We start from the raw sequence: 23984 nt of genomic DNA on the forward strand, positions 1-23984 counted from the left end.
CATCGAGTCACCGCCAGTAGGTGGTGCCGCCTCAGGGCCAACGCCAGTACAGCCGGCATCGTCTTCACCCCTTCTCAACATCGAACGCTCGCGTGGAGCCCTTGGCGGCGCCTGTAGGGACCCTCTCTTCACGCATAGTATCGCCTTGTATCGCTACGTATCTAGACGTATCTCAAAGTGTGACCACGAGGAGGGACGCATAGCTTCAAGCTATGGCCATTGATCCGGATGCTGAGATTGATCACGGTGCCCCGCTCACGCCGTACCGGCAGCTTGCCGAGATCTTGCGTGCGCGTATCCGACGCGGCGACTGGGCTCCAGGACGCGCGATCGCTTCTGAAACTCAGCTGGTGCAGCAATACGGTCTTGCCCGGAGTACGGTACGGCGGGCCATCGCTGTCCTGGCGGAGTCCGGAGAGGTCTTCACGGTGCCCCAGCGCGGCACCTACGTGACGGATAAGTCGAGCACAGAGGCCACACAGTAGGAGGCGACAGGGACCCGGTGTCCACCGACCCGCGGCCCGGCGGAGCTCCACGTCCCACAGCCTGCCATGTCGTGTTGAGCCGCTCGTGGAGCTCTTTCGCGTCCTGCTGGGCTTCGTTCGAGGATCTTGAAGATCTGCCGACAGACGGTGCGCTTGAGGCATCGCTGGGCGCCGCGGAGGCTCAAGGGGCCGGGGCGGCGAGTTTCGGGCATGAGACCCCGCTGCGGGCAGCCCGGCACCTCACGCTAACTGCCGACCTTCCGCTGCACGGTACGTCGCAGAAGCATCCACCTGAGGACGCAGACCAAGCCGAGCAGCAACAGGACGGCGATGGTCGGATTGAGATAGCCGGGGACGATGATGTCGAGGCTGTGGCCGTCCGACATGTGGCAGGTGAGCTGGAGCGGAGTGAAGCTCCCGGAGACGCCGTCGAGCTTGGTACCTCGCCTCAGGTCGTCCAAGGTGAAGCAGTCCACTCCGCCTTCGTGCCCGTACAGGAAGTAGATGCGCGAGCATCCCCATACGTAGAGGGCGAGGGCGGCAGTGGCAAACACGATGGCCACGTCCCGCCACCGTTCGCGGGCTGCGCGCCGTCGAAGCCGCGGCACCGATGCCACCAAGTAGACGCACAGGGAGATCACAGCCGGCCATCCGCCGGCCATCACGGCAACCAGCACAAGCCCGTGAGCGGTTGGAGGCGCGTCGTACGCCGCGATCATGGTGAATCCGGCATCCTTCCGAGCGACGGAGTGCTTCTGGTCGCCCCGGCACGCCGCAGGTGAGCCGCGCGCGCCGGAGCATTGGCGTCGTGAACGATCAATACTCTGTCATCGAGCGTGATGTCAGCAACAGCGGTGGCGACCGGGACGATAGCACTCGGAGTCATCGTCCTCTGCCTCCTCGAAGCCAATTGCCCGGGCGCCGTCCCACACGCCTTCGAGGGCTCCGCAGAGCTCCCGGGGGTACGGAGATGTCACCCCGCGTCGGCGAGGACCTGCCGAAGCCGGGTCGCATAGGCCCGCGGGTGGCTGGTATTGCCGTTGTGGCCGCCGGGGAACTCGGCCGTCTCCCGGCCCACCAAGGTGGACAGGGCGTCCGCGCATCGACGGTCAAAGACGTCCTGAGGGGTGGTGCGTCCGGCCGCGGGGATGATGCGGGTGGAGACGTCCTTCACGGCGCCGACGTCAAGGGTGTCATGGATGACGGCGGTGAAGTCGTGCCGGATGAAGTAGTCGAAGTTGGCGGTGCGGCGCTCGTTTTGTCGTCCGACCCGCGGCTCGGAGCGGGTGCGGCCGTCGGGAGGGCCCCGGTCCGGGAACGCCCCGAGTGTCGTCGCGCGGGAAACGGTGGCCGGCTCCCGTGAGTGATGCGCGCCACATCCGCGGGATTTTCCGGTCCGGGATGTAAGAACCGGGCCGCTGCGCTCATTGCTTGGTGAGAGAGCCGAAATGAGGGGACGGCGCGTGACACATGCCCAACGCTTCCGGGACGTCTACGAGGAGTGCTATCCGCGTGTCCTCGCCTACGCCACCAGCCTGGTCGGGCGGCAGATGGGCGAGGACATCACCAGCGAGACGTTCACCGTCGCCTGGCAACGGGTGGGCAGCATTCCCCGGCCGCCACTGCCGTGGCTCCTGGGTGTGGCCCGCAACCTGGTGCGCGAACTGCGCCGCCGGGACGCCCACCAGTACCTCCTCGCGGCCGAGGAAGCGCAGCGCATCAGCAGCGGCGCCCGGACCGACGTCGGTGACATCGCGGCGGAGGTCACCGACCGGCACAACGCGCTGCATGCGCTCGCGAGCCTGCCGGAGGCCGACCGGGAACTGCTGACGCTGATCGCCTGGCACGGTCTGAGCGCCAGGGAGGCCGCGCAGGTCCTGGGCTGCACCACCGCGACACTGACCGTCCGGTTGTACCGGGCCCGGCGCCGGTTGGAGAAGGCCCTGGAAACGGCATCGGCGTCCAGGACGGCTTCCACATCTCCCGTAGAGGCCCCGCACACCACCCGTCACGAAGGAGCACCCGCGTGAAGAACACCCGCAAGCGGCCCGGGCGGCCCGACGTCATGAAGGTGCTCGCGGACGCACGGCCCGACGCACTGGATCCGTCCCTGCTGGTGGACCCGGCAAGGCAGCGGGAGGACCTCGCACGCATCGTCGACGAAGCGCCGGACGGCAGGGTGACACGCTTCCTGGCCCCTCGCCGCAGAAGTGGGTTCCGGCCGCTGGGAGCGGTGGCCCTCGCGGCCGTGGCGGCGTCCGCGGTGGCCGTGACCACGCTCGACTGGCGGGAGCCGGCCGATCGGCCGGCCGCACAACCGCGGTCCTCCGCCGCAACGGAACGGCCGGGCGCCGGTGAGGACGTCCATGTCGACGGCCACCTCGAACTGCTCAGCGCGGCCGAGCAGGCCGAGAACTCGCCCGACCAGGGAACCTACTGGCAGACGACCACACGCTCGGAGAACGTCGACGTCGCCGGTGAGAAGGGACACCTCTTCGCCGTGCGCAGTACCTCCGCCTCCGAGTGGTCGGTGGGCGTACGCCCCGGAACAGGGAGCCTCATGGTCTCCGGACTGGACTCCCTGACCGAGCCCAGGACCGCGGCGGACAAGGCCCGCTGGCGCGCGGCGGGCTCGCCCGGCACGGTGCGGGTCGAGGTCGCGAAGAAGGCCGGGACAGGCGTGATCGGCTACCCGATGGGCACTGGGCGGCCGATGGTCATGAAGACGAACATCAACGACAAGATCTACGCCGTCGGCCCGCGCAACGTCTCCTACAAGGATCTGCGCGCGCTGCCCTCCACCAGCGGGGAGTTGCGCCGCTACCTGGAGCGGGCGTACGCGGCGGACAACGGCGCCGAGTCCGGTACGTCGGGCCGCAGTGCCTGGATGCTGCGCCAGGCGGCCGACCTCGTCACGATGCCCGTGAAGCCGGGCGTCCGGGCGGCCGCGTACCGGGTGATGGCGGATCTGCCCGGAGTCCGGGTGATCGGGCGTGTCAGCGATCCCCTGGGTCGCGAGGGTGTCGGTGTCGAGTTTCCCGTCGCGTACCCGACACCGCTCGGGACGACCCGGGAGCGGCTGGTCGTGGACCCGTCCACCGGTGCGATGCTCAGCGATCAGGTCGTCCTGGTCAAGGCCTCGGCCAGGGCCAAGGAGGCGGGTCTCGACGCGGGCACGACGGTGAACTACGAGGCGACCACCCGGATGAGCTGGGGCGAGCACCAGATCACGGTGCCGAAGAACGCTCGCAGCTGAGTCAAGAGCCCGGCTTCGCCGGGTGACGGCTGGTCCCGGGGCGGGCTTCTTCCAGACCCGCCCCGGGAGGCCGGTGAGTCCGGCCCCGCACCCCGTCCCACTTTTTTGAACACAGCCCGGAAGAGCTGTTTCCTGCGCCGGCGCCACCCCGGACTCGGCACTGCCGTACGTGACCGGCTCACCGGCGCCTGCGGACTCCTGGGCTGCCGGACATCACGCGCCACGGCCCCCCAAGCAAGAGTCACTTGACGACCCGTCACTTCCACCGCCGAGTCGACACGGCAGTTCTCCCGGCGGCGATCGGCGTCCCCGGCCGCGGCCCTCCGCAACGGGTGACCTCGTCCGGGTCGTCGACAGCGCCTCCGCCCAAGGGCTGCCCCTCACGTTCCCGTCCTCTTCAGAAAGCCCGCACCGATGCGCCTCCACAGGCCCTATGTATCCGCAGCTGCGGCAGTCATCGTCTCCTCGCTGGGAATCGTCGCCGCCTCCCAGCACATCCCCGAGGGGGACCACACCCCGGGCCCGGGGACGACCCCGGTCGTCCAGGACGCCGTTGCTCCCGCTGCCGTGGGGTCTGCCACCGCCCCCGCCACACCACGGACGACACCTTCCCCTCGGCCCGAAATCCCCACCAGGATCCCGGGGTTGGGTCCCAGAACCCGGTCGCACATCCCGGCCGGCACCCGCCAGGTCGTCCTGGTCACAGGAGCCGCGCGGAACTCGGCGTCCTCCAAGGTCGTGCTCTACCAGCGCGTCGACGGCGGCTGGCGTCCCGGGGCGGTATGGGCCGCGCACAACGGCTACCGGGGCTGGACCGACGAGCACTACGCGGGCGATCTGCACAGTCCCATAGGGGTGTTCGGCCTGACCGACGCCGGCGGGCTGCTGGCCGACCCCGGCACCAGATTGCCGTACCACCACTCCGGCGCCTTCTCCGTCAGCGGACCCGGTATCGAGGGCGAACCACTCACCGGCTCCTTCGACTACGTGATCGCCATCAACTACAACCGGCAGCCCGGCACATCACCGATGGACGGCACTAAGCCGCTGGGCGAGAACCGCGGCGGGGGCATCTGGATCCACGTCGACCACGGCGGCCCCACGCACGCCTGCGTCAGCCTCTCCGAGCCGCACATGAAACAGCTGCTGCAAACCCTCGACCCCGCCGACCACCCCGTCGTCGTCATGGGCGACGCCGCCTCTCTGGCTCGATGACCGTTCCGCCGTCAGCACCGCTCTCACCGAGGGCGCACCGATCAGCGGGGGTACGTCCCTGATCCAGGCCCTCCGACCGTCTCACACGCACTCTGCTCGCGCGGCCCTCGGCGGCTTCGGGCGCCGAACGGCCGCTTTGCGAGGGGAGCCTCAGGCGGGCAGTCGCGGCACGCTGTCGATCAGGCGGCGGGTGTAGGGGTGCGCCGGGTGGCCCAGCACCTGGGCGGTGTCGCCCTGCTCCACGACGTGGCCGTGCTCCAGTACGGCGGTCCGCTCGCACAGGGACGCCACGACCGACAGGTCGTGGGAGACCATCACGAGCGTCAGCCCTTGTTCCTGCTTGAGTTCCGCGAGCAGGTCGACGACCTTGACCCGGGTGGTGACGTCGAGTGCGCTGACGGGCTCATCGGCCAGCAGCACCCGCGGATGGCACACCGTGGCGCGGGCGATGGCGATCCGCTGACGCTGGCCTCCGGAGAACTCGTGGGGGTAGCGGTCCATCGCGTCGGCCGGAAGGCCGACCCGGTCCAGGGCCGCCGCCACCTTCGGCACGGCGGAGGACCGTGTGTCGATACCGAGGGAGCGCAACGGCTCCGCCACGACGGCACCCACACGACGACGCGGGTCGAGCGAGGAGTACGGGTCCTGGAACACACACTGCACGCTGCGCCGGAACCGGCGCATCTGCTCCCGGTCGCGCAGGGACAGCTCGGCACCGTCGAAGCGGACGGTGCCGGCGGTGGGCCGGGCCAGCCCGAGCAGCAGGCGCAGGAGCGTCGTCTTGCCCGCCCCCGACTCGCCGACGAGGGCGAGGCTGTGCCCCGCTTCGACGGCCAGCGAGATGTCCTGCACCGCGTCGACCGCGCTCCCCCGGTGGCGCAGCGCCACGTCTCTCAGTTCCAGTACGGGTGTCACCGCGGGCTCCTCAGATCCAGAGCGGCCTCCAGCCTCCGTGCGCCGGCCACGAGCGATTTGGTGTACTCCGCGCGCGGAGAGCGGACGAGGTCGTGGACGGTTCCGGTCTCGACGGCCCGGCCGTCCTTCATCACCAGCGCCCGGTCGGTCACCCGGGCCACGACGGCCAGGTCGTGACTGACGAAGATCACCGCCATTCCCCGTTCCCGGACAAGGGAATCGAGGAGATCCAGCATCTCCGCCTGCACCGACACGTCCAGCGCGGTTGTCGGCTCGTCCGCGATCAGAAGTCCCGGGTCGCAGGCCAAGGCCATCGCCAGGGCGACGCGCTGCCTCTGTCCGCCCGAGATCTCATGCGGAAAGGCGCGGGAGACACGTTCGGGTTCCGGCAGGCGCACCTGTGCCAGCATGTCGCCGACGGCGTCGCGCAGCGCGGCGCCCCTGAGGCCTCTGCGTCTTGCGAGAGGCTCGGCGATCTGCCGGCCCACGCGCATCAACGGGTCGAGCGCGGTGAGAGGCTCCTGGAACACGACGGCGGCGTCCCGGCCGCGCACCGAAGTGAGCGCCCTTTCGGTCGCGCCGACGATCTGGGTGCCGGCGAGTTCGACACTGCCGGTGGCGGTCATGCCGCTGGGCAGCAGGCCGAGGACCGCCAGCGTGGTGAGCGACTTGCCGGACCCTGACTCGCCGATGAGGCCGAGCCGTTCACCGCCGGCCACGGAGAAGGAGAGGTCGTCGACCAGCACTCTGCCCTCGGCGGTCCGGACGGTCAGCCCACGTACGTCCAGGAAGGTCATGAGCGCCTCCGACCGGTCGCCGGATCGAGGGTTTCCCGCAGACCGTCGGCGACGAGATTGACGCCGACCACGAGCAGGACGAGCAGAACGCCGGGGGCGAGAGCGCCGGCGGGGGCAGTCGTGAAGGTGGCCTGGGCCTCCTGGAGCATGCGACCCCATGAGGCGTTGGGCGGTGGGGCGCCCAGCCCCAGGTACGACAGGCCTGCCTCGGCCAGCACGGCGAGCCCGAACTGCAGGGCCAGGTTGACCACCAGGGTGGGCCAGATGTTGGGCAGGACGTGTCCGAGCACGATACGCGGCCAGGACGTGCCGGAGATGCGTGCGGCGGTGATGTAGTCCTGCGTCAGGACGCGCTTGACCAGAATGCGTGCCAGCCGGGCGACGACGGCGCTCTGCGCCAGACCGATGGCGAGGACGGCGGATCCCAGGGTCGCCGAACGCGCGGCGACGATGAGCATCGCGAGCAGCAGCGTCGGGAACGCGATCAGGATGTCGAGGAACGCGGAGAGCGTGTCGTCGAACCAGCCCTGCGCGAACGCGGCGAGCACGCCGAGCGCGATCCCGATGGTGGCGGCTATGAGCACGGACCCCAGGCCCGCCTCGACCGCGATCCGAGAGCCGGTCATCACCTGGGTGAACAGGTCACGGCCGAGTTTGTCTGTACCCAGCAGATGTCCCCCGCCCGGTCCCGCCAGCCGTCCGCCTGAGGTGTCGTCGGCGGGGTAGGGCAGCCAGAACAGGGAGACCACGGCGAGCAGCGCGATGAGGCCGGCGAGGACGGAGCCGACGACCAGCGTGGCGGAGACGCGGGCACGGCGCCCGCCCTGGGGCGCTCCCTCGGGCCGCGCCGCTTCGAGTGTGTCGGCCGGAATCACCGAGCACCTCCCGAGAGCCGTCCGCGCAGCCGCGGGTCGATGATCCGCTGGAGCAGGTCCGCCGCGAAGCCGATGAGCAGCACACCGAGGGTGGAGACGAACAGGACGCCCTGGATGACCGGGTAGTCGTGCTGGGCGATGCCGGTGGCGAGCATCGAACCGAGGCCCGGCAGGGCGTACACCGACTCCACCACGACCGCGCCGAGCAGGGTCGAGGCGAGCTCGATACCGAGGACGGAGATCACCGGCACGGAGGCGTTGCGCAGACCGTGCCGCCACATCGCGCGTCCGAACGACGACCCCAGGGCGCGGGCGGTGCGCAGGTAGTCGCTGTCCAGAACGTCGAGGGTCGCCGAGCGGACGTAGCGGATCAGGGACGCGCTCATCACCAGGGCGATGGTGACGACCGGCAGAACGAGGGAGCGGATCGCGTCCCCGGGCTCGGACCAGCCGTCCTGCGGGAATCCGCCCGCCGGAAGCCAGCCCGCGTTCAGCGCGAACACGGCGATGAGGATCATGCCGAGCCAGAACACCGGGACGGCGATGCCCAGCTGCGACACAGCGCTGAGCAGGGCGCCGTACCAGGTGTGGCGCTTGTGGGCGGCGACGAATCCGGCGGGAACGGCTACGAGGACGGCGAGGACGAAGGCGGCGAGGGTGAGCGGGACGGTGACGTTCAGCCGGGAGGCGACCTCGGGCCCGACCGGCAGCGAGCTGACGAAGGAGGTGCCGAGGTCGCCGCTCGCCAGCTGCCCGAGCCAGTGGGTGAACTGCTCGGGCAGCGGCTTGTCGGAACCGATGGCGTGCCGTGCCGCGGCGATCTGTTCGGGGCTCGCGCCCACCGCCGTGAGGGCGTTGGCCGGGTCGCCGGGCAGCATGCGCAGCAACACGAACAGCACCACGCTGGCGAGTGCCAGCGACACCACCAGGAAGACGAGGCGGCGCAGAAGGTAACGCGCCATCAGCCCTTCTTCTCGATGTCGTAGGCGTAGAACTGGGAGTTGAGGCCGTTGAGGGGGTAGCCCGACAGCTTGCTGCTCGCGACCACGATCTGCGGGTACAGGTACAGCCAGTCACTGGCCGCGTCCTCGGCGGTCTTCTCGTTGACCTTCTTCAGCAGCGCGGTCTGCTCGGCCGTGCTGGACGCCTCCTCGGCCTGCTGCACCCACTGGGTGACCTGCTTGTTGTCGTAGCCCCAGTAGAAGTCGGGGTTCCCGTACCAGACGAGGTCGCGATCGTTGACGTGCTCCTGAAGCGTGGCGCTGAAGTCGTGGTTCTTGTAGACCTTCGTGTACCACTCGTCGGGCGTGATCGTGTTGATCGTGACGGTGATGCCGACCTTGGCCAGCTGGGACTTGATGAAGGTGGCGGCGGTGGGGTGCGGGTCGTAGTTCGGGGTGTCCAGCGTGAAGGCGAAGCCCTTGGCGTAGCCGGCCTCGGCGAGCAACTGCTTGGCACGCGCCGGGTCGTAGGCGTTGACCTTGGTGAGGTCCTCGTACCACGGGTCGGTGGGCGGCACCATCGAGCCGATGAGCTTGCCGTAGCCGCCCCAGACCGATTCCAGCAGCTTCTTGTCGTCGATGGCGGCGGACACGGCCTGGCGCACCTTGACGTCCGTGAAGGGCTTGGCCTTGTCATTGAAGGCCAGCAGCAGCTTGGTGGTGGAGTTGCCGTCATTGACCTTGTAGTTCTGGTTGCTCTTGAACTGGTCCAGGGCATCCGGTGACTGCTCGCTGGTGACCACGTCGACGGCGTTGGTCAGCAGCGCGTTGTTGAGGGCTGTCGCGTCCTTGTAGTAGTGGAAGACGACCTCTTTGTTCTTTGCGGCGTCGCCCCAGTAGCCGGCGAACCGGTCCAGGCTGAGCGCGGAACCACGGGTCCACTTGTCCAGCTTGTAGGGGCCGGTGCCGTCCTCGGTCGTCTTCAGGTTCCTGGCCTGGGAGTCGATGATCCAGACGTAGGAGAGGTTGTAGACGAAGGAGATCGACTTCTGCGACAGCGTGACCTTCACGGTCCGCGAGTCAGGGGTGGCGATGTCCTTGATGACCTCGAGGTTGCTCTTGCGTGCCGACTGGGAGTCGTCCGCGATGACCTTCTGCAAGCTGTACTTGACGTCCTGGCTGGTGAGCTCCTTGCCGCTGTGGAACTTCACGCCGTCGCGCAGGGTGAAGGTGTAGGTGAGACCGTCGCCGCTGACCTTGTAGTCCTTGGCGAGCAGCTTCTCCACCTTGCCGTCGTCGGTGAGCTTGAACAGCCCCTCGTAGACGTTGCCGTTGAGTGCCTCGGTCACGCCCTGGCCGCCACCGGCGGTGTTGTCGAGGTTCTGCGGCTCGTACAGCGAGCCGATGCTGACGGTGGCGTTCTTGTCGTAGGCGCCGGACCCGGCGCTGCCGCCCGCGCCGGAGCCACCGCAGGCGGTCACGGTCAGGACGAGGGTGGCCGCGGTCGCGGTGCCGTACAGGGAGGTCTTCTTCAGGCTCATGGTGAAGGGCGCTTTCGTGCTGCGGTGCGGGGAGGTGGTCGACGGTCAGTGCTGCGCGGGGAAGCCGTCGCGGAAGACGGGAAGCCTCTCGCCGGCCTCGATGGGCAGGTGGAAGCGGTTCTGCCGCGGCGGCATCGGACAGTTGTACTGATCGGAGAAACCGCAGGGCGGCACGAAGGCACGGTTGAAATCGAGCAGGACGCGGTGCTCGTCCTGCGTGCGCTGCACGAAGAGGAAGCGGCCGGCCCCGTAGGTGCTGACGCCGTTGGTGGGATCACCGAAGACGAGCAGGAGGGTGCCGTCGTCGTCGAAGGCGCTGAGGGTGTAGTCGCGGCCGTCGACGGCGAGGGTGATGTCGCCGGGGACGACGAGTTCCCGGGTGCCGCCGTTGTCCCGCAGGTGCTCGAAGGCGACCCGGCGAGCACCGGGCACGGGGGTGTAGGTCGCCTCGATCACCCAGGCCGGGGCGTGCGGGAATGCGTCGACCCGGTCGAAGTGGTGGATGGCGGGGGACTCGGCGTCCCACAGACGCAGGCCGTGCTCGGGCTCGCCGGTGACGAGGTCGGTCCGCTGAAGTGTGGTGACCGTCACAGTGTTCGGTTGGCCGCCGCGGGCCTCCTCCACGTCGGGACGTTCACCGGCGGGGAGCCAGCGGGTCTCGACCAGGGCGAGATTCCCGGTCGGCGACGTGAGCGAGCGATGGCGCTCGGCACGCCATGCGTGCCACTGGCCGACGGAGCCGCCGACGGGGCCGTCGCTGGTGAGGTGGGACACGGTCGGACTCATTCGCTTGGAGGGATCGGCGGCCTCACGCCGCGAACGTCACGCAGCGCGAAAGAGTGGCCAAAGCATGTTCTTTATCTTCTATAAGCGAATCTAATGTCAAACGGGTGTACACATCGTGAGACGGTTTTTGGACGGCCTTCCGCAGGGAGAGGACCGAACGCGGACAGGGACGGCCCCCGCGCCGGGCACCCGGGGGCACGCCGCTCCCGCATCCGGCCGACGACCGGCCCCTGGGCGGCCTCGACCCGCCTGGACGACTGCCTCATGTCGCGTGACATCCGCCACGCGACCGATCACCCGGCCGGGCCCGTCCCTGTCACCGCGCGGATCCGCGATCCCCACCCACCACGGTTCGAGCAGCGCATCGCCGGCTTCGATGCCGGAGGCGGAGCCGTTGCACCGCCCTCCGTGCAGGCGATCGGCTCCGGCCCAGGAGTGGGCGCAGGTGCCTCGTCGAGGCCGGGAGGCGTATGTGCCCGCGACGGTACGGATCGTGCCGCCGTCTCCGGTCTCCGCTCGGCGAACCACCGGGTCAGGGCATCAAAAGACCCTTGGCAACCAGCCGCGCGAGCTCTCGCGAAAAGGTGCACAAAAAATTCGCCGGGCGTACAACCATCGTTACACCGGCGCGGTCTGAGCCCATGTCACACGCCGACCCTCCCGGTCGGCATTCCCTGTGCGCCGGAACGCGGGTCGTCCGGGTCCCGGCGCTTCTCCAACGGAGAACGCATGCGTATTCGCGCTACGGCGGCCGTCGCCGTCGTCTGCGGCGTCGCCGCAATGACCGGCGCCGCCATACCGGCTGCCCAGGCCGCCGGTACCCCGGGTGGCACGCGCCCCTGGCAGCTCGCCGGCCACAACACCCCGGCAACGGGGAAGTCCGCCTTCACGGCGGCCGCCGCCACGGCCAAGACGCCGTACCCGCTGGCGGTGACCTTCTCCAATGTGAAGGTCGCCGGCGGCAAGTCCGCCGTGACCGTGGGCACCAGCGCCATCGTGCACGTCCCCTACAGCTTCACCCTCACCGCGACGAACGTCGACATCTCCGCTTCGGACTTCGTCGTCGGCCTCGACCTGTACCACGGCTCCGTCGCCGCACCGTCGGCCGACCTCTACGGCGACCGGCCGGCGACGTGCTCCGTGACCTCCTCCATGTCCTCGTCCGAGAAGGTCGTCACGGTGGAGACCTGCAAGGGGACCGTCGACATCTACCCGAAGTACGATCTGGCCAACTCCGACGCCGGAACGAGCTGGCACTCGGTGGCCTGGGCCGTCGCGTACAACGGTCAGAACCCCGGCAAGCCCTCCGACATCAGCAAGATCGGCGCCGCGAGCCTGACGGGGCAGCGCTCCCCCGCCGTCCAGCGCCTGTCCAGGCTCACGGTGAACGCCGCGCCCGAGCCGGTCAAGAAGGGCAGGACGCTCACCATCACGGGCTCCCTGACCCGTGCGAACTGGGAGTCCCACAAGTACGCCGGGTACACGGGCCAGAAGGTCAAGCTGCAGTTCCGCAAGAAGGGGAGCAGCACCTACACGACCCTCAAGACCCTCACCACCGACGGCCACGGCAACCTCAGGACGACCTACAAGGCGACCACGGACGGCTACTGGCGCTACTCCTTCGCGGGTACGTCGACCACCCCGGCCATCTCGGCCGCCGGCGACTACGTGGACGTCAAGTGATTCCTCGGTGACCTGGTGACCTGAGTCCTGCGCCGCGACCGTTCCGTTCTCACGGACCCGCGGCGCAGGACATTCTGCCCGGCGAAGCCGTTGGCCAGGAGGTTGCGCCCGTAGCCCCGGTCCGAACGGCGGGACGTGCGGACGGTCGACGTACCGCCTCCACCCGGCGCACGCCCCCAAGTTCCCCCGCCCGCCCGCGATCGATTGAGTCGTCGACGGCGCGCGGAGTGCCTGATTGCCCCCTGTACACGCTCCCCCATCCGGCTGAAGAATGCCCAATGTCGGCGATCATGCGGTGGCCCCCGACCGACCACCCTCCAGGAAAGGTCGACTGCCGTGCTGCTGCACCTGCCCACGTCCCTGCCCGAAGCGCAGGAGTGCATAGCCCAGGGAGCGGTGCCCATCGGTGGGGCGACACTCGTGTGGGCCACCTGGCAGCGGGACGGCTTTCCCCAGCAGGCCATGTCCCTGCGCAATCTGCCGCAGGCCAACGCGATCGAAGCCACCGCGCTGGGTTCGGCCGTGGTACTGCATCAGATCGACGAGCGCGTGCCGGAGGCACTGCGGCAGGCAGCCGCCAGTGTCGGCACCGGAGCCGTGCGCCGCGCGGCCACCGTCGGCGGCAACATCGTCGGCAGCGCACTGCGCTGCCTTCTGCCCGCCGCGCTCGTCCTGGACGCCCGGGCGGTCACACTGGGGGCAGACACGGTCCATGAGACGGACCTGGACGAGGTCGTGGCCAAGCGTCTGCTGCTCCTCGGTCTGAAGTGGCGTACGCCGCTCGCCAGTTCCTTCCACAAGCAGTCCGGTGAGGCGGGCGGGCCACCTCCGCTGGTCGTCGCGACCGCTGTGCACGCCGACGGTGAGGGCGGAAAGCTCCTCCGTGTCGCCGTCCGCGACGGCTACGAGGTGTTCAGCGGGAGCACCGCGCACGCGGCAGACGCCGAACACGCTCTGCACACTCTGGAGGGCGCGGACATGAGCGCGCTGCGATCACCGGTCCGGGAGGCGGTCGGCCGACAGGTCACCGACATCCTGGCGCGCACCGACGACCGCTGAGACCGCCGGCAAGGGCGGTAGGACGTCGTCCCGCATCTCAAGGCGGGAACAGCAACGCCGCGGGTCACTGGGCCGGTTCGCCGCACCCGGCCGCCGAAGGGCCCGCCACTCACCCGCGAGCCCAATGGGCCGCCGACACCGGCAGATCCGCCGTGCTCGACACACCGGGCCGCCCTGCGTCCCTCGCTGCAATCCCATGACGTCTTCGCCACTCGCCAGTGGTCGGAGGTACTTCGGTCGTGTCCGCCCCTTATCCGCCCACTTCACCCCGGCAGATGAGGCACGCCACCCGAACATCGGATGTTCCAACAATGTGACCAATGATCGTCAGTGGTTCAATCACCCAGGTGCCGCGGGCTACTTTGTGGTCGGAGGTGACCATGCTGGAAGTTCTCGGGCTGGACCAGCCTGCCGAGGCACTGTATTTCATCCTGGTCGACAACCCGCCGCTGTCCGTCGAGGAGCTGTGCCGCCGAACCGGAATCGAGCCCGACGTGGCCGACGCCGCCCTGGTGCGACTGGAGGACGGCGGCCTGATATCCCGGCTGCCGGGCAGCCCGCCCTCATACACGGCGCTACCGCCCGAACACGCCCTGGAAGTCCTCCTGCTGGCTCGTGAGCGGGACATCCACCGGGTACGCGCGCTGAGCGAGCGACTCACCGAGCGGCACCACGAGGCGCGCCGCAGCCGCGACTCGACCGCACTGATCGAGGTCGTCACCGGCCGCGACGGTGTCGCCCGCTGCGGACAGCAGTTGTTCAACCGTGCCGAGCGGGAGATCCGCGGCATCGACGCCCCTCCCTACGCTCAGGCGAGCGACGGCGAACGCGTCAACTCCGCCACCGCCATCGCCGGACGCAATGTGCGCAGCCGCTTCATCCATGCCCGTGACACCCTCAGCATGCCCGGTTCCGTGGCACGGGTGGAGATCGACATCGCGGCCGGCGAGGAGGTGAGGTTCCTGCCCGAGGCCCCGATGAAGCTGATCATCGCGGACGACCAGGCGGCCCTGATCCCGCTGCTGGCCACCCCGCAGATCCTGGACGCGTGCATTCTGGTCCATCCCTCGGCCCTGCTGGACGCGCTGTCCACCCTCTTCGAGTCGTTGTGGGAGCAGGCCCAGCCCTACATGCCCGGAGAGACCGCGTCCATCGGCCCGGACGAGTTCATCAACGACGAGGAGCGGCGGATCATCTCGCTGCTGGCCATGGGAATGTCGGACGAGGCGATCGCCCGCCAGCTCGGGATCGGCTACCGCACGGTGCAGCGCCGGGTGCAGGCGCTGCTCGGCCGGCTGGGGGCGGCGAGCAGGTTCCAGGCGGGTGTGCTCGCCGCCAGCCGCGGCTGGTGGCGGCCTGAACCCGGAGAGCGGTCCGCCGGCCTGGCGGTGAGCGGCGAACCCGGGCTCGCCGGCACGTGAACCCCGGTGCGCGGGACGGCCGGCCGGGTACACCCCGGCCGGCCCCGTCTCACCTCTCCTGCAGACGGAAGTCCGCCGTGACCGCTCCCTCCTTCACCAGCCGGACCGATCGCGTCGCGGGCCGGTAGCCGTCCGCCGACACGATCACGCCCACCGGGCCGCCCTTGGCCGGCAGCCACACGGAGTACGTGCCGTCCAGACCCGTGGCCACGGTCAGACCGCCGTTCGGGGCGTCGATGTCGACCGTGGCCCCGGCCAGCGGCGCCGCGGTGCCGTCGGCCTTCGTACCCGTCACGGTCCCGGTCAGCCGGCCCCAGCCCGCGGGCGGCACCACCGTCATGGTGACCGGCAGCGACACCGCGCCGTACGGGGTGTCGCTGTCGACGACGAGCGCGGCCCGATGACCGCCGTCGTCGGCGGCGGTCATCGCCCCCGCGTCCAGGGTCAGCCGCACCTTCGCCGACCCGTGCGCCTTGACGGTCAGCTTCCCCGCGGACTCCGCGAGCCACGGCACATCGCCGTGCGCCCGGTCCCAGCCCGGCAGTTCGTGCACGGCCGACTGCGGCACGCTGTAGGCGTTCATGCCGCCGACCGCGAACCAGCCGGGTGCCGACTGCGCGCCCAGCACCGGCTCGGCCACATTGGGCAGCGCCGACCACGTGTCCGTGGCCGGGTCGTAGGCGTGCGCCTCGTTGGTCAGCGCGCCTGCGCTCACCTGGAAACCCCCGGCGACCAGCAGTTCACCGTCTGCCGCCGTCCCGGTGGCGCCCCAGAGGTCGGCCGGAGCGTCGGCCACCCGGTGCCAGGCTCCGGTCGCCGGGTCCAGGGCATACGTGTGGTCGGTGTCCTGCGGGGCACGGCCGTCGGGCTCATAGGCGCCGCCCGTGCAGTAGGCCACGCCGTCTGCGGCGCCGCACACCGGATACGAGATCGGCTCCGGGTACGGCGCCCCGGCCGACCAGGTGTCGGTCGCCGGGTCGTAGACCTGGACATCGTTGACGCCGCAGTTGATCCGGTCGCAGCCGCCGATCACATACAGCCGGTCGCCGAGCACCACCGAACCGGCGGCGCCGTACGCCTTGGGCGCGTCGGCTGTCTGCGACCACGAGTCGGATGCCGGATCGTAGACCTCGCCGCCCGCGATGGGCGCGCCCGAGGCGTCGCGGCCGCCGGTGACGTACAGCTTGCCGCGGATGAAGCCGTACGCCGCTCCGAGCCGCTTGGTGGTCGGGGCGGTGAGCGTGCGCCAGCTCGCGGTGCCCGGATCGTAGGCGTGGAAGTCACCGCTCCACTGGCCGCCCGGTGCCTCCCCGAGGCCGGCGTACAAGGTGCCGCCGTCGACCGCGGCTATTCCTCCGAAGGTGCCGGTCGGCAGATCGGTCAGTGCGGACCACGCCTGACCGGCCGGGGAGCCGGGGTCGGAGGCCGTCGCGGCCGCGGTGCGCAGCACCGAGTTCGGGGTGAGTGCGGCCTTGGTGTGCCGGGCCGGGGCGCCGGCCGATGTCACCGGGGTCCCGCCGAGACGCTGCTCGCCGAGCGAGAGGGTGGCAGCAGAACCGCCGGTGTTGCGGACCGTCACGTTGACGGTCCTGCTGTCGCCCCACGGCACCTCGGCCGCCACCGCCGAGACGTCGTAACGCAGTTGGGCCGGGCGCAGGGCGAAGTCCGCCGCGGTGACGGAGTCCGGCCGCACCCTGACCGTGTCGGTCACGGGCGGATAGCCGAAGCCGGGCAGGCCCGCGGTGAATTTCTGGCTGCCAGTGCGGGAGGAGAACAGCCAGTACAGGCCCTCGCTCTGCGCCGGATCGCCGGGCGAGGCCACCATGCGGCCGCTGTCGGCGGGCACCGCCGCGCCGGAGACGGTCGCGCCGAGCACGCCGTGGCCGGTGTTGGTGTCGTCGATCCGTCCGACCAGCAGACCGCCGGACCGGGTGACCAGGGTCGGGGTGCCCACGGTCACATCGTCGATCTGCCAGATGCCGGTGAGGGATCCGGTGAAATGGAACCTGATGCGCACGGACTTCTTGCCCGCGTACTCGGTCAGGGGCACCGTCTGGTGGGCGGGTCCGGGGACGATGTCGGTGTGGTGCCACAGCGTGGTCCAGGTCGCGCCGCCGTCGGTGCTCGCGTCCACATCGGCGGTCAGGTCGCCCAGTCGGTACAGCGAGGGCAACGCCGTGTCGAACTGAAGCTCGGGGGCCCGCTCGGCACTGAAGTCGTAGCTGGGGCTCAGGAGTTCGGTGTCGGCGGGGGCCCAGCCCAGGGCGAAGTCGTCCACCTCGGCGAACCGGCCGGTGCCACCGGTCTGGTTGCCCCGGTTGAGCGGGTCGTCGAACTGCCAGCCGCCCGCCGCGGTGTTGTTGCGGACCGTCCATCCGTCGGGTGAGGACGTGGTCGGGAAGGACTGCGCCTCACCACCGTGGTACGTCATCGCGTAGCCCGGCGGCAGGGCTCCCGTGGTGCTGAGCGGCAGCGTGAGATCGGCGGTCCGCGCGGCGGAGCCCACCGTGACGGTGGTGTCGGCGGGCCGGTAGCCGGGGTAGAGCGCCGTGGCGTGCAGCGTGTAGGTCCGGTTGTCGGGCACCCGCACCGAGTACCGGCCGCTGGCCGGGTCGGTGAAGAACGCGCCGGGCACACCGTCGATCGTGAGCCGGGCGTAGACGCCCCAGCCGTGCTGCCCGCCGTCCCGGACGGTTCCGGACAGGGTCTGCGAGGGCACTGCGATCAGTGCAGCGCTCTCGGTCAGCGTGGCGCCGTCGTCCACGTGCACCGTGCCGAGGTCGGCGTCCTTGTAGCCGAACGCGCTGACCGTCAGCGGATACGAACCGGCGGGCACGTCCAGCCGGTACCCGCCCTGGTCGTCGGTGGTCGCCCGGTGGTCGCCGAGTGCGACCGTGGCGCCGGTGACCGGTCGGCCGGTGCTCGCGTCGGTGACGGAGCCGGAGACGGTGCCGTGCGGACCCGGGCGGAAGGCGGTGGTGCCGTCCGGCGTGCCCAGCCCGCTCGGTCCGTCATAGCCGGGCTGCGCGGCGCAGGTGAAGGCGGGGGTGCAGTCGGGTGTCGTACCGTGACCGCACACCGAGCTGTCCGCGCAGCTGGCGTCGTCGCCCCGGGTCACGTCGTGGAGAGCGCCGGGCGCCTGGTACGGGTAGGCGGCCGGGTAGGTGCCGGAGACGGGGGTGCCGGCCTGCGCGTACACGCCGGCGATGATCGGTGCGGAGGCGCTGGTGCCGCCGTAGACGTTCCAGCCGCCGTCGGAGAAGGAGTTGTAGACCGCCACACCGGTGGCCGGGTCCGCGACGGCGCTGACGTCCGCGACCGAGCGGCCCGCGCAGTCGACGGCCGACTGGAAGGCGGGCTTGGGCTCGACCTCCGAGCAGCCGGAGCCGGGCGCACCCCAGTGCTGCTGGCCGTCGCCGTCGACGGTGGTGGCGTTCCACACCGACTCGCCCCAGCCGCGCGCGCTGCCGTCGCGTACCAGCGAGGTGCCGCCCACCGCGGTCACGTACGGCGAGGAGGCCGGGTAGCTGACGCCGTAGCCGTCGTCACCCGAGCTGAAGACGACGGCGACTCCCGGGTGGTTGAAGTACGCCTCGTCGTAGGCCAGTTGAGCGCTGTCGTCGCTGTAGCCGCCCCAGGAGTTGGAGACGTAGCGCGCGCCCAGGGACACCGCGGTGTTCTCGGCCGTGCCCAGGTCGTCGGAGGACGCGCTGTCCGCCTCGACGAGCAGGATGTGCGCCTGCGGGGCGATCGCGGAGACCATGTCGAGGTCGAGCGAGATCTCCCCGGCCCAGCCGTCGTCGGCGGCCGGGAAGGCGGTGCCGCCGTGCTCGTCCACCTTGCGGAAGCAGCCGTTGTCGGAGGTGCAGGCGGGCAGCCCGTACTGCCGGCGGTAGACGGCGAGGTCGGTCTCGGCGTCCGGGTCGTCGTAGGCGTCGACGACGGCGATCGTCGCTCCGGCACCGCCGTCGGCCGGCAGCCCGTAGGCCTCCCGCAGGTCGGCCGGGGAGTAGCCGTCGGGCGCCGCCTGGCCGGCCGTGTCGCGGCGCAGGCCGAGCGTGGCGCGGATGTCGGTTCGGCGCAGGGCGAAACACGTGAAGGAGCCGGGTTTGGGTGTGCCGCAGGCGGGCTCGGCGGAGACGGCGGTTGCCGCCGAGGAGGGTGCAGCGAGGGCCTGTTGGGGCAGCAGTGCCACCAGGACGGCGAGGACGGCGGCGGCCACCGCGGCCACGGCTGAGCCGCGGCGTGACGGTCTGCGCCGACCTGGCCCGGCGAGCGATCTGTGCAGCAAGGAGAACTCCCAGAGGGTGATGGGGGGTCGGGCGGCCCGGCATCGTTCGGCACTCGGACGTCCGGTGACGACCGCGCGGTCACCGGATGTGGAGAGGAGGTGTGTTGACCAGCACAAAAGTCCAACCGGGCCCCTCGGCCGGTCAATGCGGGAACTTGGCGGTTTGGCGCCGTGTCGTGTTCACGCCCTCGACACATATCGGTGAACGAGCGCCCGTTATGGCGGTCTTGCGTCCGCTCAGCGAACACCTGGAGCCATGCATTCCGGGTGAAACGCCTATGAATCACGCGCCGGAGGTGAAGGAACGACTCCTCTGCGCTGACGGTCAGTCACGCCGGTCACGGAGGGCTACCGATTGACACACGAAGTAGCGGTCTCGCTAATTGGCCCCCGGTGAATGCTCATTCACCGTCGCCCGCGAACTGTGTACGGGTCGACCCCTGCAAGCACGCACGGGAGTCACACGTTGCGCACATTACCGAGAGCCAGAACCCCGATCAGACGAACGATATCCACCGGCCTGGCCGTCCTGGGCGCCGCCGCCATGGCGGTACTCGGCCTGCAGGCACCGGCGTCGGCCGCCGGATCCGCGGCCGTCTCCGTCTCCAGCGCCTCGGCCAAGGACGCACACCCGCTCTTCGAGCCGGCCTGCGCCGTTCCGAAGCACGGCCACTTCTCCTGCTTCGCCCTGCGCCGCACCGACGTGAAGTCGGTCAAGGGCGTGATGCGGGCCGACGACACCCCGAACGGGTACGGTGCCGCCGATCTGCAGAGCGCGTACAACCTGCCCACAGACGGTGGCGCCGGGCAGACCGTCGCCATCGTGGACGCCTTCGACGACCCCAACGCCGAGGCGGACCTCGCCGTCTACCGCGAGCAGTACGGGCTGCCGGCCTGCACCACGGCCAACGGCTGCTTCAGCAAGGTCGATCAGCGCGGCGGGTCCGACTACCCCACCCCCGATGCGGGCTGGGCCGGCGAGATCTCGCTCGACCTCGACATGGTCTCCGCGGTCGCGCCCAACGCGCACATCCTGCTGGTCGAGGCCGACGACAACAGCTTCGAGAACCTGTCCTCGGCCGTCGACGAGGCGGTCGCACTCGGTGCGAAGTTCGTCTCCAACTCGTACGGCTCCGACTATCGCGGCGGGGGCGGTGAGGACCCGTCCGAGACCACGACGCTGGACGCCCACTACAACCACCCGGGTGTCGCGATCACCGCGTCCACGGGCGACTACGCCTACGGCGTCGGCTACCCGGCGGCCTCGCAGTACGTGACCGCGGTCGGCGGCACCACGCTGACCCGCGCCCCGTCCACGTCGCGCGGCTGGACCGAGTCCGCCTGGAACCTCGCCGGCTCCGGCTGCTCGCTGTACGAGCCCAAGCCCGCGTTCCAGCACGACACCGGCTGTGACAACCGTGCGCTCGCCGACGTCTCCGCGGTCGCGGAAGACGTGGCGGTCTACCAGACCTACGGCAACAGCGGCTGGGCGGTGTACGGCGGTACCAGCGTCTCCGCGCCCATCATCGCGTCGGTGTACGCCGACGCCGGCACACCGGTCGCCGGTACCTACCCGAACTCCTACCCCTACGCGACGGGTACCGGGATCAACGACATCACCACCGGCAGCAACGGCAGTTGCTCCCCGTCGTACCTGTGCAACGGCACCGACGGCTACGACGGTCCGACCGGCCTCGGCACCCCCGCCGGTCTGTCCGCGTTCCGCAGCGGCCCGCACGGCGTGATCTCCGGCAGCGTGACCGACAGCGCCACCGGCAAGGCGGTCGGCGGAGCCACCGTCAGCGCGGGCACCAACGTCGCCCACACCGACGCCACGGGCGCCTACTCCCTGACGGTGCCCACCGGCACCTACGACGTCACCGTCGAAGCGTTCGGCTACGCCAACGGCTCGGCCGACAAGGTCGTGGTTGACGACGGTGCCACATTGACCAAGAGCTTCTCCCTCACCCCCGTACCGAGCCACACCGTCGCAGGCAAGGTCGTCGACGGCTCCGGCCACGGCTGGCCGCTCTACGCCAAGATCACCGCGGACGGGGTCCCGGGATCGGTGTGGACCGACCCGGCCACCGGCGCCTACAGCCTCGACCTGCCCGAGGGGCACACCTACACCCTGCACGTCGCGACGAGCACCACCGGCTACCGGGCCGTCACCAAGAAGGTCGACGTCGGCGACTCCGACGAGACCGTGCAGTTCTCGGTCCCCGTCGACTCATGGGCGAGCAGCACGCCCGGGTACCAGGTCCACGAGACCGGCAGCACCGAGCCCTTCGACGCCACCGACGCGCCACCGGAAGGCTGGCACGTGGTCAACGCCGACGGAACGACCGGCGGCTGGGAGTTCGACGACCCCGGCAACCGGGGCAACGGCACCGGCGGTGAGGGGGCGTTCGCGGTCGTCGACAGCGACCACTTCGGCGGTGCGGCCACCCAGGACACCTCGCTGCTGACCCCGGTCTACGACTTCAGCGGCAAGGACAACCCGGAGCTGGCGTTCAACACCCAGTACCAGCAGTTCACCAACCAGACCGCGGAGGTCGACGCGACCGCCGACGGCGGCGCTACCTGGACCAAGGTCTGGTCCGCGGGAGCGTCCATCATGCCCGGCCAGCGGATCACCGTCCCCCTCGACGACTTCGCCGGCAAGTCCGAGGTGCAGTTGCGCTTCCACTTCACCTCGCACTTCGGCTGGTGGTGGTCCGTCGACGACGTCTTCGTCGGCGACCGCGTGGTCACGCCCACCCCGGGCGCCCTGGTCGTCGGCAACGTGACCGACGCCAACACCAATTCGGGCGTGGTCGGTGCCACGGTCACCAGCCAGGACAAGCCCGCCGAGCAGGCGAGCACGGTGGCCACTCCCGACGACCCGAACCTCGCCGACGGCTTCTACTCGCTGTTCTCCACCACCTTCGGCAGCCACGCCTTCACCGCCGCCAAGTCCAAGTACACCTCGCTGACCAAGACGGTGAAGGTCGGCGCCGACAGCACGGTCTCGGCCAACTACAAGCTCAAGGCCGGGAAGATCACCGTCACTCCCGGTTCCGTCGCCGCCACCGTCGCCTGGGGCGGGTCCAAGACGCAGAACCTGACCGTGAAGAACACCGGCGGGGCACCCGCCACGGTCAAGCTCGGCGAGCAGTCCGGCGGCTTCACCCAGCAGGGCAAGGGCGCCGCGCTGCAGACCGTCAAGGGTGACTACAACGCGCTGTCCAGCAAGGCCCATGGCGGGGGCAGCACGGCCAAGCCGTCCGCCGCTCCGGCCGACGGCCCCTGGCAGGCGGCCCCGGACTTCCCGGGGGCCATCATGGACAACGCTGTCAGCACCCAGGACGGCAAGGTCTACTCGGCCTTCGGGTTCACCGGATCGGCCGACAGCAAGGACATGTACGTCCTCGATCCGGTCGCCGGCAGCTGGACGAAGCTGGCGAGCGCGTCCGACACCCGCGAGGATCCCGCCCACGGCTTCATCGACGGCAGGTTCTACGCCGCCGGTGGCTGGGGCCCGACCGGCGCACCGGACGCGAAGCTGGAGATCTACGACCCGAGTGCGGACAGCTGGACCACCGGCGCGTCCGCGCCCAAGCCGTACGCCGGCTCCGGCACCGCCGTCCTGGACGACAAGCTCTACATGATCGGCGGATGCGGCGCCACGACCTGTGGCACCACGGACGCCAGCGTCTACGACCCCGAGTCCGACAGCTGGTCCATGATCGCCGCCTATCCCGAGCCGATATCGTGGGAGGCGTGCGGCGCCGTCGACGGCCTCCTGTACTGCGCGGGCGGCCTGGGGTCGAACAACAGCGACGTGGCCCACACCTACGTCTACGACCCGGGGGCGGACAGCTGGTCGCAGCTCGCGGACATGCCGGCCACGCAGTGGGGTTCGGCCTACACCGCGGCCAACGGCCGACTGCTGCTGGCCGGGGGTGTCAGCAACAACGCGCTGACCAACCGGAGCCAGGCCTTCGACCCGCAGGCCGGCACCTGGAGCGCGCTTCCCAACCCCAACGTCGCCACTTACCGCGGCGGCGGCGCTCCCGGCTTCTACAAGGTCGGCGGCGGCAACGCCCCGAGCACCCCGACGGCAACGGTCGAGCTGCTGCCCGGCTACGACCAGACCGGGTCGGGCGATGTCACCTGGCTGAACGAGAGCACGCAGCAACTCACCCTGCAGCCCGGTGCGAGCACGACCGTCACCGTCTCCCTGGACGCCTCGGTTCCCGAGGTGACCCAGCCCGGTGACTACACCGCCGACCTGACCGTGGGCACCGACACGCCGTACTCGGTGCCGCGCGTCCCGGTCGGCCTGCACGTCAACCCGCCCAAGACCTGGGGCAAGATCACCGGTACCGTCCGCGGGGCCACGGCCGCCGGCGGCACCGCGCCGCTGGCCGGGGCGACCGTGCAGATCGACAGCTGGGCCTCGACGTACACACTCACCACGGCGTCCGACGGCACGTACGCTCTGTGGCTCGACGTCCGCAACAACCCCCTCACCGTCATCGTCGCCAAGGACGGCTACCAGCCGACCGTGACGACGGTGAAGCTCACGAAGGGAGCGACGGTCACCAGCAACTTCACCCTGAAGCGCAAGTAGCGGGAAAAGCGCCGGGAGGACTCCGTCGGCGGCACGCGGAGCAGTGCCGCCGACGGGCACTCGGTGCGAACACATGGGATGGGCCGGTCCTCGTGGACCGGCCC

Annotated in this window: 17 protein-coding genes; 8 read left to right on the plus strand and 9 right to left on the minus strand. The window is 70.2% G+C overall.

Annotated elements, in window-relative coordinates:
- Window positions 1-212: 212 nt before the first annotated feature.
- Window positions 213-485 (plus strand): GntR family transcriptional regulator, encoded by a 273-nt coding sequence (locus ADL25_RS23545; RefSeq protein ID WP_059129793.1) that lies wholly within the window; start codon window positions 213-215, stop codon window positions 483-485.
- 245 nt (window positions 486-730) lie between these two features.
- On the opposite strand, the gene ADL25_RS23550 is transcribed toward ADL25_RS23545, so the two are convergent.
- Both ADL25_RS23550 and ADL25_RS23555 read right to left on the minus strand, forming a co-directional pair.
- Complete coding sequence (locus ADL25_RS23550; protein ID WP_159044981.1) at window positions 731-1048, minus strand: hypothetical protein; 318 nt, start codon at window positions 1046-1048, stop codon at window positions 731-733.
- A gap of 410 nt (window positions 1049-1458) precedes the next feature.
- The gene (locus ADL25_RS23555) at window positions 1459-1659 is read right to left on the minus strand and encodes a hypothetical protein (protein ID WP_059129795.1); all 201 of its coding nucleotides are present in this window, start codon (window positions 1657-1659) and stop codon (window positions 1459-1461) included.
- A gap of 289 nt (window positions 1660-1948) precedes the next feature.
- Between ADL25_RS23555 and ADL25_RS23560 the strand changes: the two genes are divergently transcribed.
- The 3 genes from ADL25_RS23560 to ADL25_RS23570 all read left to right on the plus strand — a co-directional run bounded on the left by ADL25_RS23560 (window position 1949) and on the right by ADL25_RS23570 (window position 4956).
- Window positions 1949-2515: an RNA polymerase sigma factor gene (locus ADL25_RS23560; RefSeq protein WP_079050541.1), complete on the plus strand. Its 567-nt coding sequence runs from the start codon at window positions 1949-1951 to the stop codon at window positions 2513-2515.
- Window positions 2512-3741: a CU044_5270 family protein gene (locus tag ADL25_RS23565; RefSeq protein ID WP_059129796.1), complete on the plus strand. Its 1230-nt coding sequence runs from the start codon at window positions 2512-2514 to the stop codon at window positions 3739-3741. The genes ADL25_RS23560 and ADL25_RS23565 overlap by 4 nt, the downstream gene beginning before the upstream one ends.
- Window positions 3742-4155: 414 nt before the next feature.
- Window positions 4156-4956, plus strand: coding sequence for a L,D-transpeptidase family protein (locus ADL25_RS23570; protein ID WP_059129797.1), 801 nt, complete (start codon window positions 4156-4158; stop codon window positions 4954-4956).
- Between the two features lie 150 nt (window positions 4957-5106).
- Here the strand turns inward: ADL25_RS23570 and ADL25_RS23575 are convergent, their stop codons facing one another.
- Genes ADL25_RS23575 through ADL25_RS23600 form a run of 6 tightly spaced genes read right to left on the minus strand, consistent with a single transcriptional unit; the run spans window position 5107 to window position 10811 of the window.
- On the minus strand, window positions 5107-5871 hold the full coding sequence (locus tag ADL25_RS23575; RefSeq protein ID WP_059129798.1) for an ABC transporter ATP-binding protein: 765 nt from the start codon (window positions 5869-5871) through the stop codon (window positions 5107-5109).
- Window positions 5868-6668 (minus strand): ATP-binding cassette domain-containing protein, encoded by an 801-nt coding sequence (locus tag ADL25_RS23580; protein ID WP_059129799.1) that lies wholly within the window; start codon window positions 6666-6668, stop codon window positions 5868-5870. Before ADL25_RS23580 ends, ADL25_RS23575 begins: the two co-directional genes overlap by 4 nt.
- Window positions 6665-7543 (minus strand): ABC transporter permease, encoded by an 879-nt coding sequence (locus ADL25_RS23585; RefSeq protein WP_234381007.1) that lies wholly within the window; start codon window positions 7541-7543, stop codon window positions 6665-6667. The genes ADL25_RS23580 and ADL25_RS23585 overlap by 4 nt, the downstream gene beginning before the upstream one ends.
- Window positions 7540-8505, minus strand: a complete 966-nt coding sequence (locus ADL25_RS23590; protein WP_059129800.1) for an ABC transporter permease — start codon at window positions 8503-8505, stop codon at window positions 7540-7542. Before ADL25_RS23590 ends, ADL25_RS23585 begins: the two co-directional genes overlap by 4 nt.
- Complete coding sequence (locus ADL25_RS23595; RefSeq protein WP_059129801.1) at window positions 8505-10025, minus strand: ABC transporter substrate-binding protein; 1521 nt, start codon at window positions 10023-10025, stop codon at window positions 8505-8507. Before ADL25_RS23595 ends, ADL25_RS23590 begins: the two co-directional genes overlap by 1 nt.
- A gap of 45 nt (window positions 10026-10070) precedes the next feature.
- Window positions 10071-10811: a DUF1684 domain-containing protein gene (locus ADL25_RS23600; RefSeq protein WP_059129802.1), complete on the minus strand. Its 741-nt coding sequence runs from the start codon at window positions 10809-10811 to the stop codon at window positions 10071-10073.
- A 729-nt stretch (window positions 10812-11540) separates the two neighbouring features.
- On the opposite strand from ADL25_RS23600, the gene ADL25_RS23605 reads away from it, so the two are divergent.
- The 3 genes from ADL25_RS23605 (at window position 11541) to ADL25_RS23615 (ending at window position 14974) form a co-directional block, all read left to right on the plus strand.
- Entirely contained in the window at window positions 11541-12494 is a 954-nt protein-coding gene (locus ADL25_RS23605) for a hypothetical protein (RefSeq protein ID WP_059129803.1), read from the plus strand.
- A gap of 336 nt (window positions 12495-12830) precedes the next feature.
- On the plus strand, window positions 12831-13553 hold the full coding sequence (locus tag ADL25_RS23610) for an FAD binding domain-containing protein (protein WP_059129804.1): 723 nt from the start codon (window positions 12831-12833) through the stop codon (window positions 13551-13553).
- A 380-nt stretch (window positions 13554-13933) separates the two neighbouring features.
- Window positions 13934-14974 carry a helix-turn-helix transcriptional regulator gene (locus tag ADL25_RS23615; RefSeq protein ID WP_063805721.1) on the plus strand — a complete coding sequence of 347 codons (1041 nt, stop codon included), beginning with the start codon at window positions 13934-13936 and terminating at the stop codon, window positions 14972-14974.
- A gap of 49 nt (window positions 14975-15023) precedes the next feature.
- On the opposite strand, the gene ADL25_RS23620 is transcribed toward ADL25_RS23615, so the two are convergent.
- Window positions 15024-19265 (minus strand): carboxypeptidase regulatory-like domain-containing protein, encoded by a 4242-nt coding sequence (locus tag ADL25_RS23620; protein ID WP_234381008.1) that lies wholly within the window; start codon window positions 19263-19265, stop codon window positions 15024-15026.
- A 544-nt stretch (window positions 19266-19809) separates the two neighbouring features.
- Between ADL25_RS23620 and ADL25_RS23625 the strand changes: the two genes are divergently transcribed.
- A complete protein-coding gene (locus ADL25_RS23625; RefSeq protein WP_063805718.1) occupies window positions 19810-23880 on the plus strand; it encodes a carboxypeptidase regulatory-like domain-containing protein in 4071 nt (1356 codons plus the stop codon).
- Window positions 23881-23984 lie beyond the last annotated feature (104 nt).

The organism is Streptomyces sp. NRRL F-5122, from assembly GCF_001507435.1.
Lineage (GTDB): Bacteria > Actinomycetota > Actinomycetes > Streptomycetales > Streptomycetaceae > Streptomyces > Streptomyces lannensis.

Coding starts and splice junctions, on each gene's coding strand:
- ADL25_RS23545 (WP_059129793.1), top strand. CDS start 213: ATGGCCATTGATCCGGATGCTGAGATTGATCACGGTGCCCCGCTCACG.
- ADL25_RS23570 (WP_059129797.1), top strand. CDS start 4,156: ATGCGCCTCCACAGGCCCTATGTATCCGCAGCTGCGGCAGTCATCGTC.
- ADL25_RS23580 (WP_059129799.1), bottom strand. CDS start 6,668: ATGACCTTCCTGGACGTACGTGGGCTGACCGTCCGGACCGCCGAGGGC.
- ADL25_RS23590 (WP_059129800.1), bottom strand. CDS start 8,505: ATGGCGCGTTACCTTCTGCGCCGCCTCGTCTTCCTGGTGGTGTCGCTG.
- ADL25_RS23595 (WP_059129801.1), bottom strand. CDS start 10,025: ATGAGCCTGAAGAAGACCTCCCTGTACGGCACCGCGACCGCGGCCACC.
- ADL25_RS23600 (WP_059129802.1), bottom strand. CDS start 10,811: ATGAGTCCGACCGTGTCCCACCTCACCAGCGACGGCCCCGTCGGCGGC.
- ADL25_RS23605 (WP_059129803.1), top strand. CDS start 11,541: ATGCGTATTCGCGCTACGGCGGCCGTCGCCGTCGTCTGCGGCGTCGCC.
- ADL25_RS23615 (WP_063805721.1), top strand. CDS start 13,934: ATGCTGGAAGTTCTCGGGCTGGACCAGCCTGCCGAGGCACTGTATTTC.
- ADL25_RS23625 (WP_063805718.1), top strand. CDS start 19,810: ATGGCGGTACTCGGCCTGCAGGCACCGGCGTCGGCCGCCGGATCCGCG.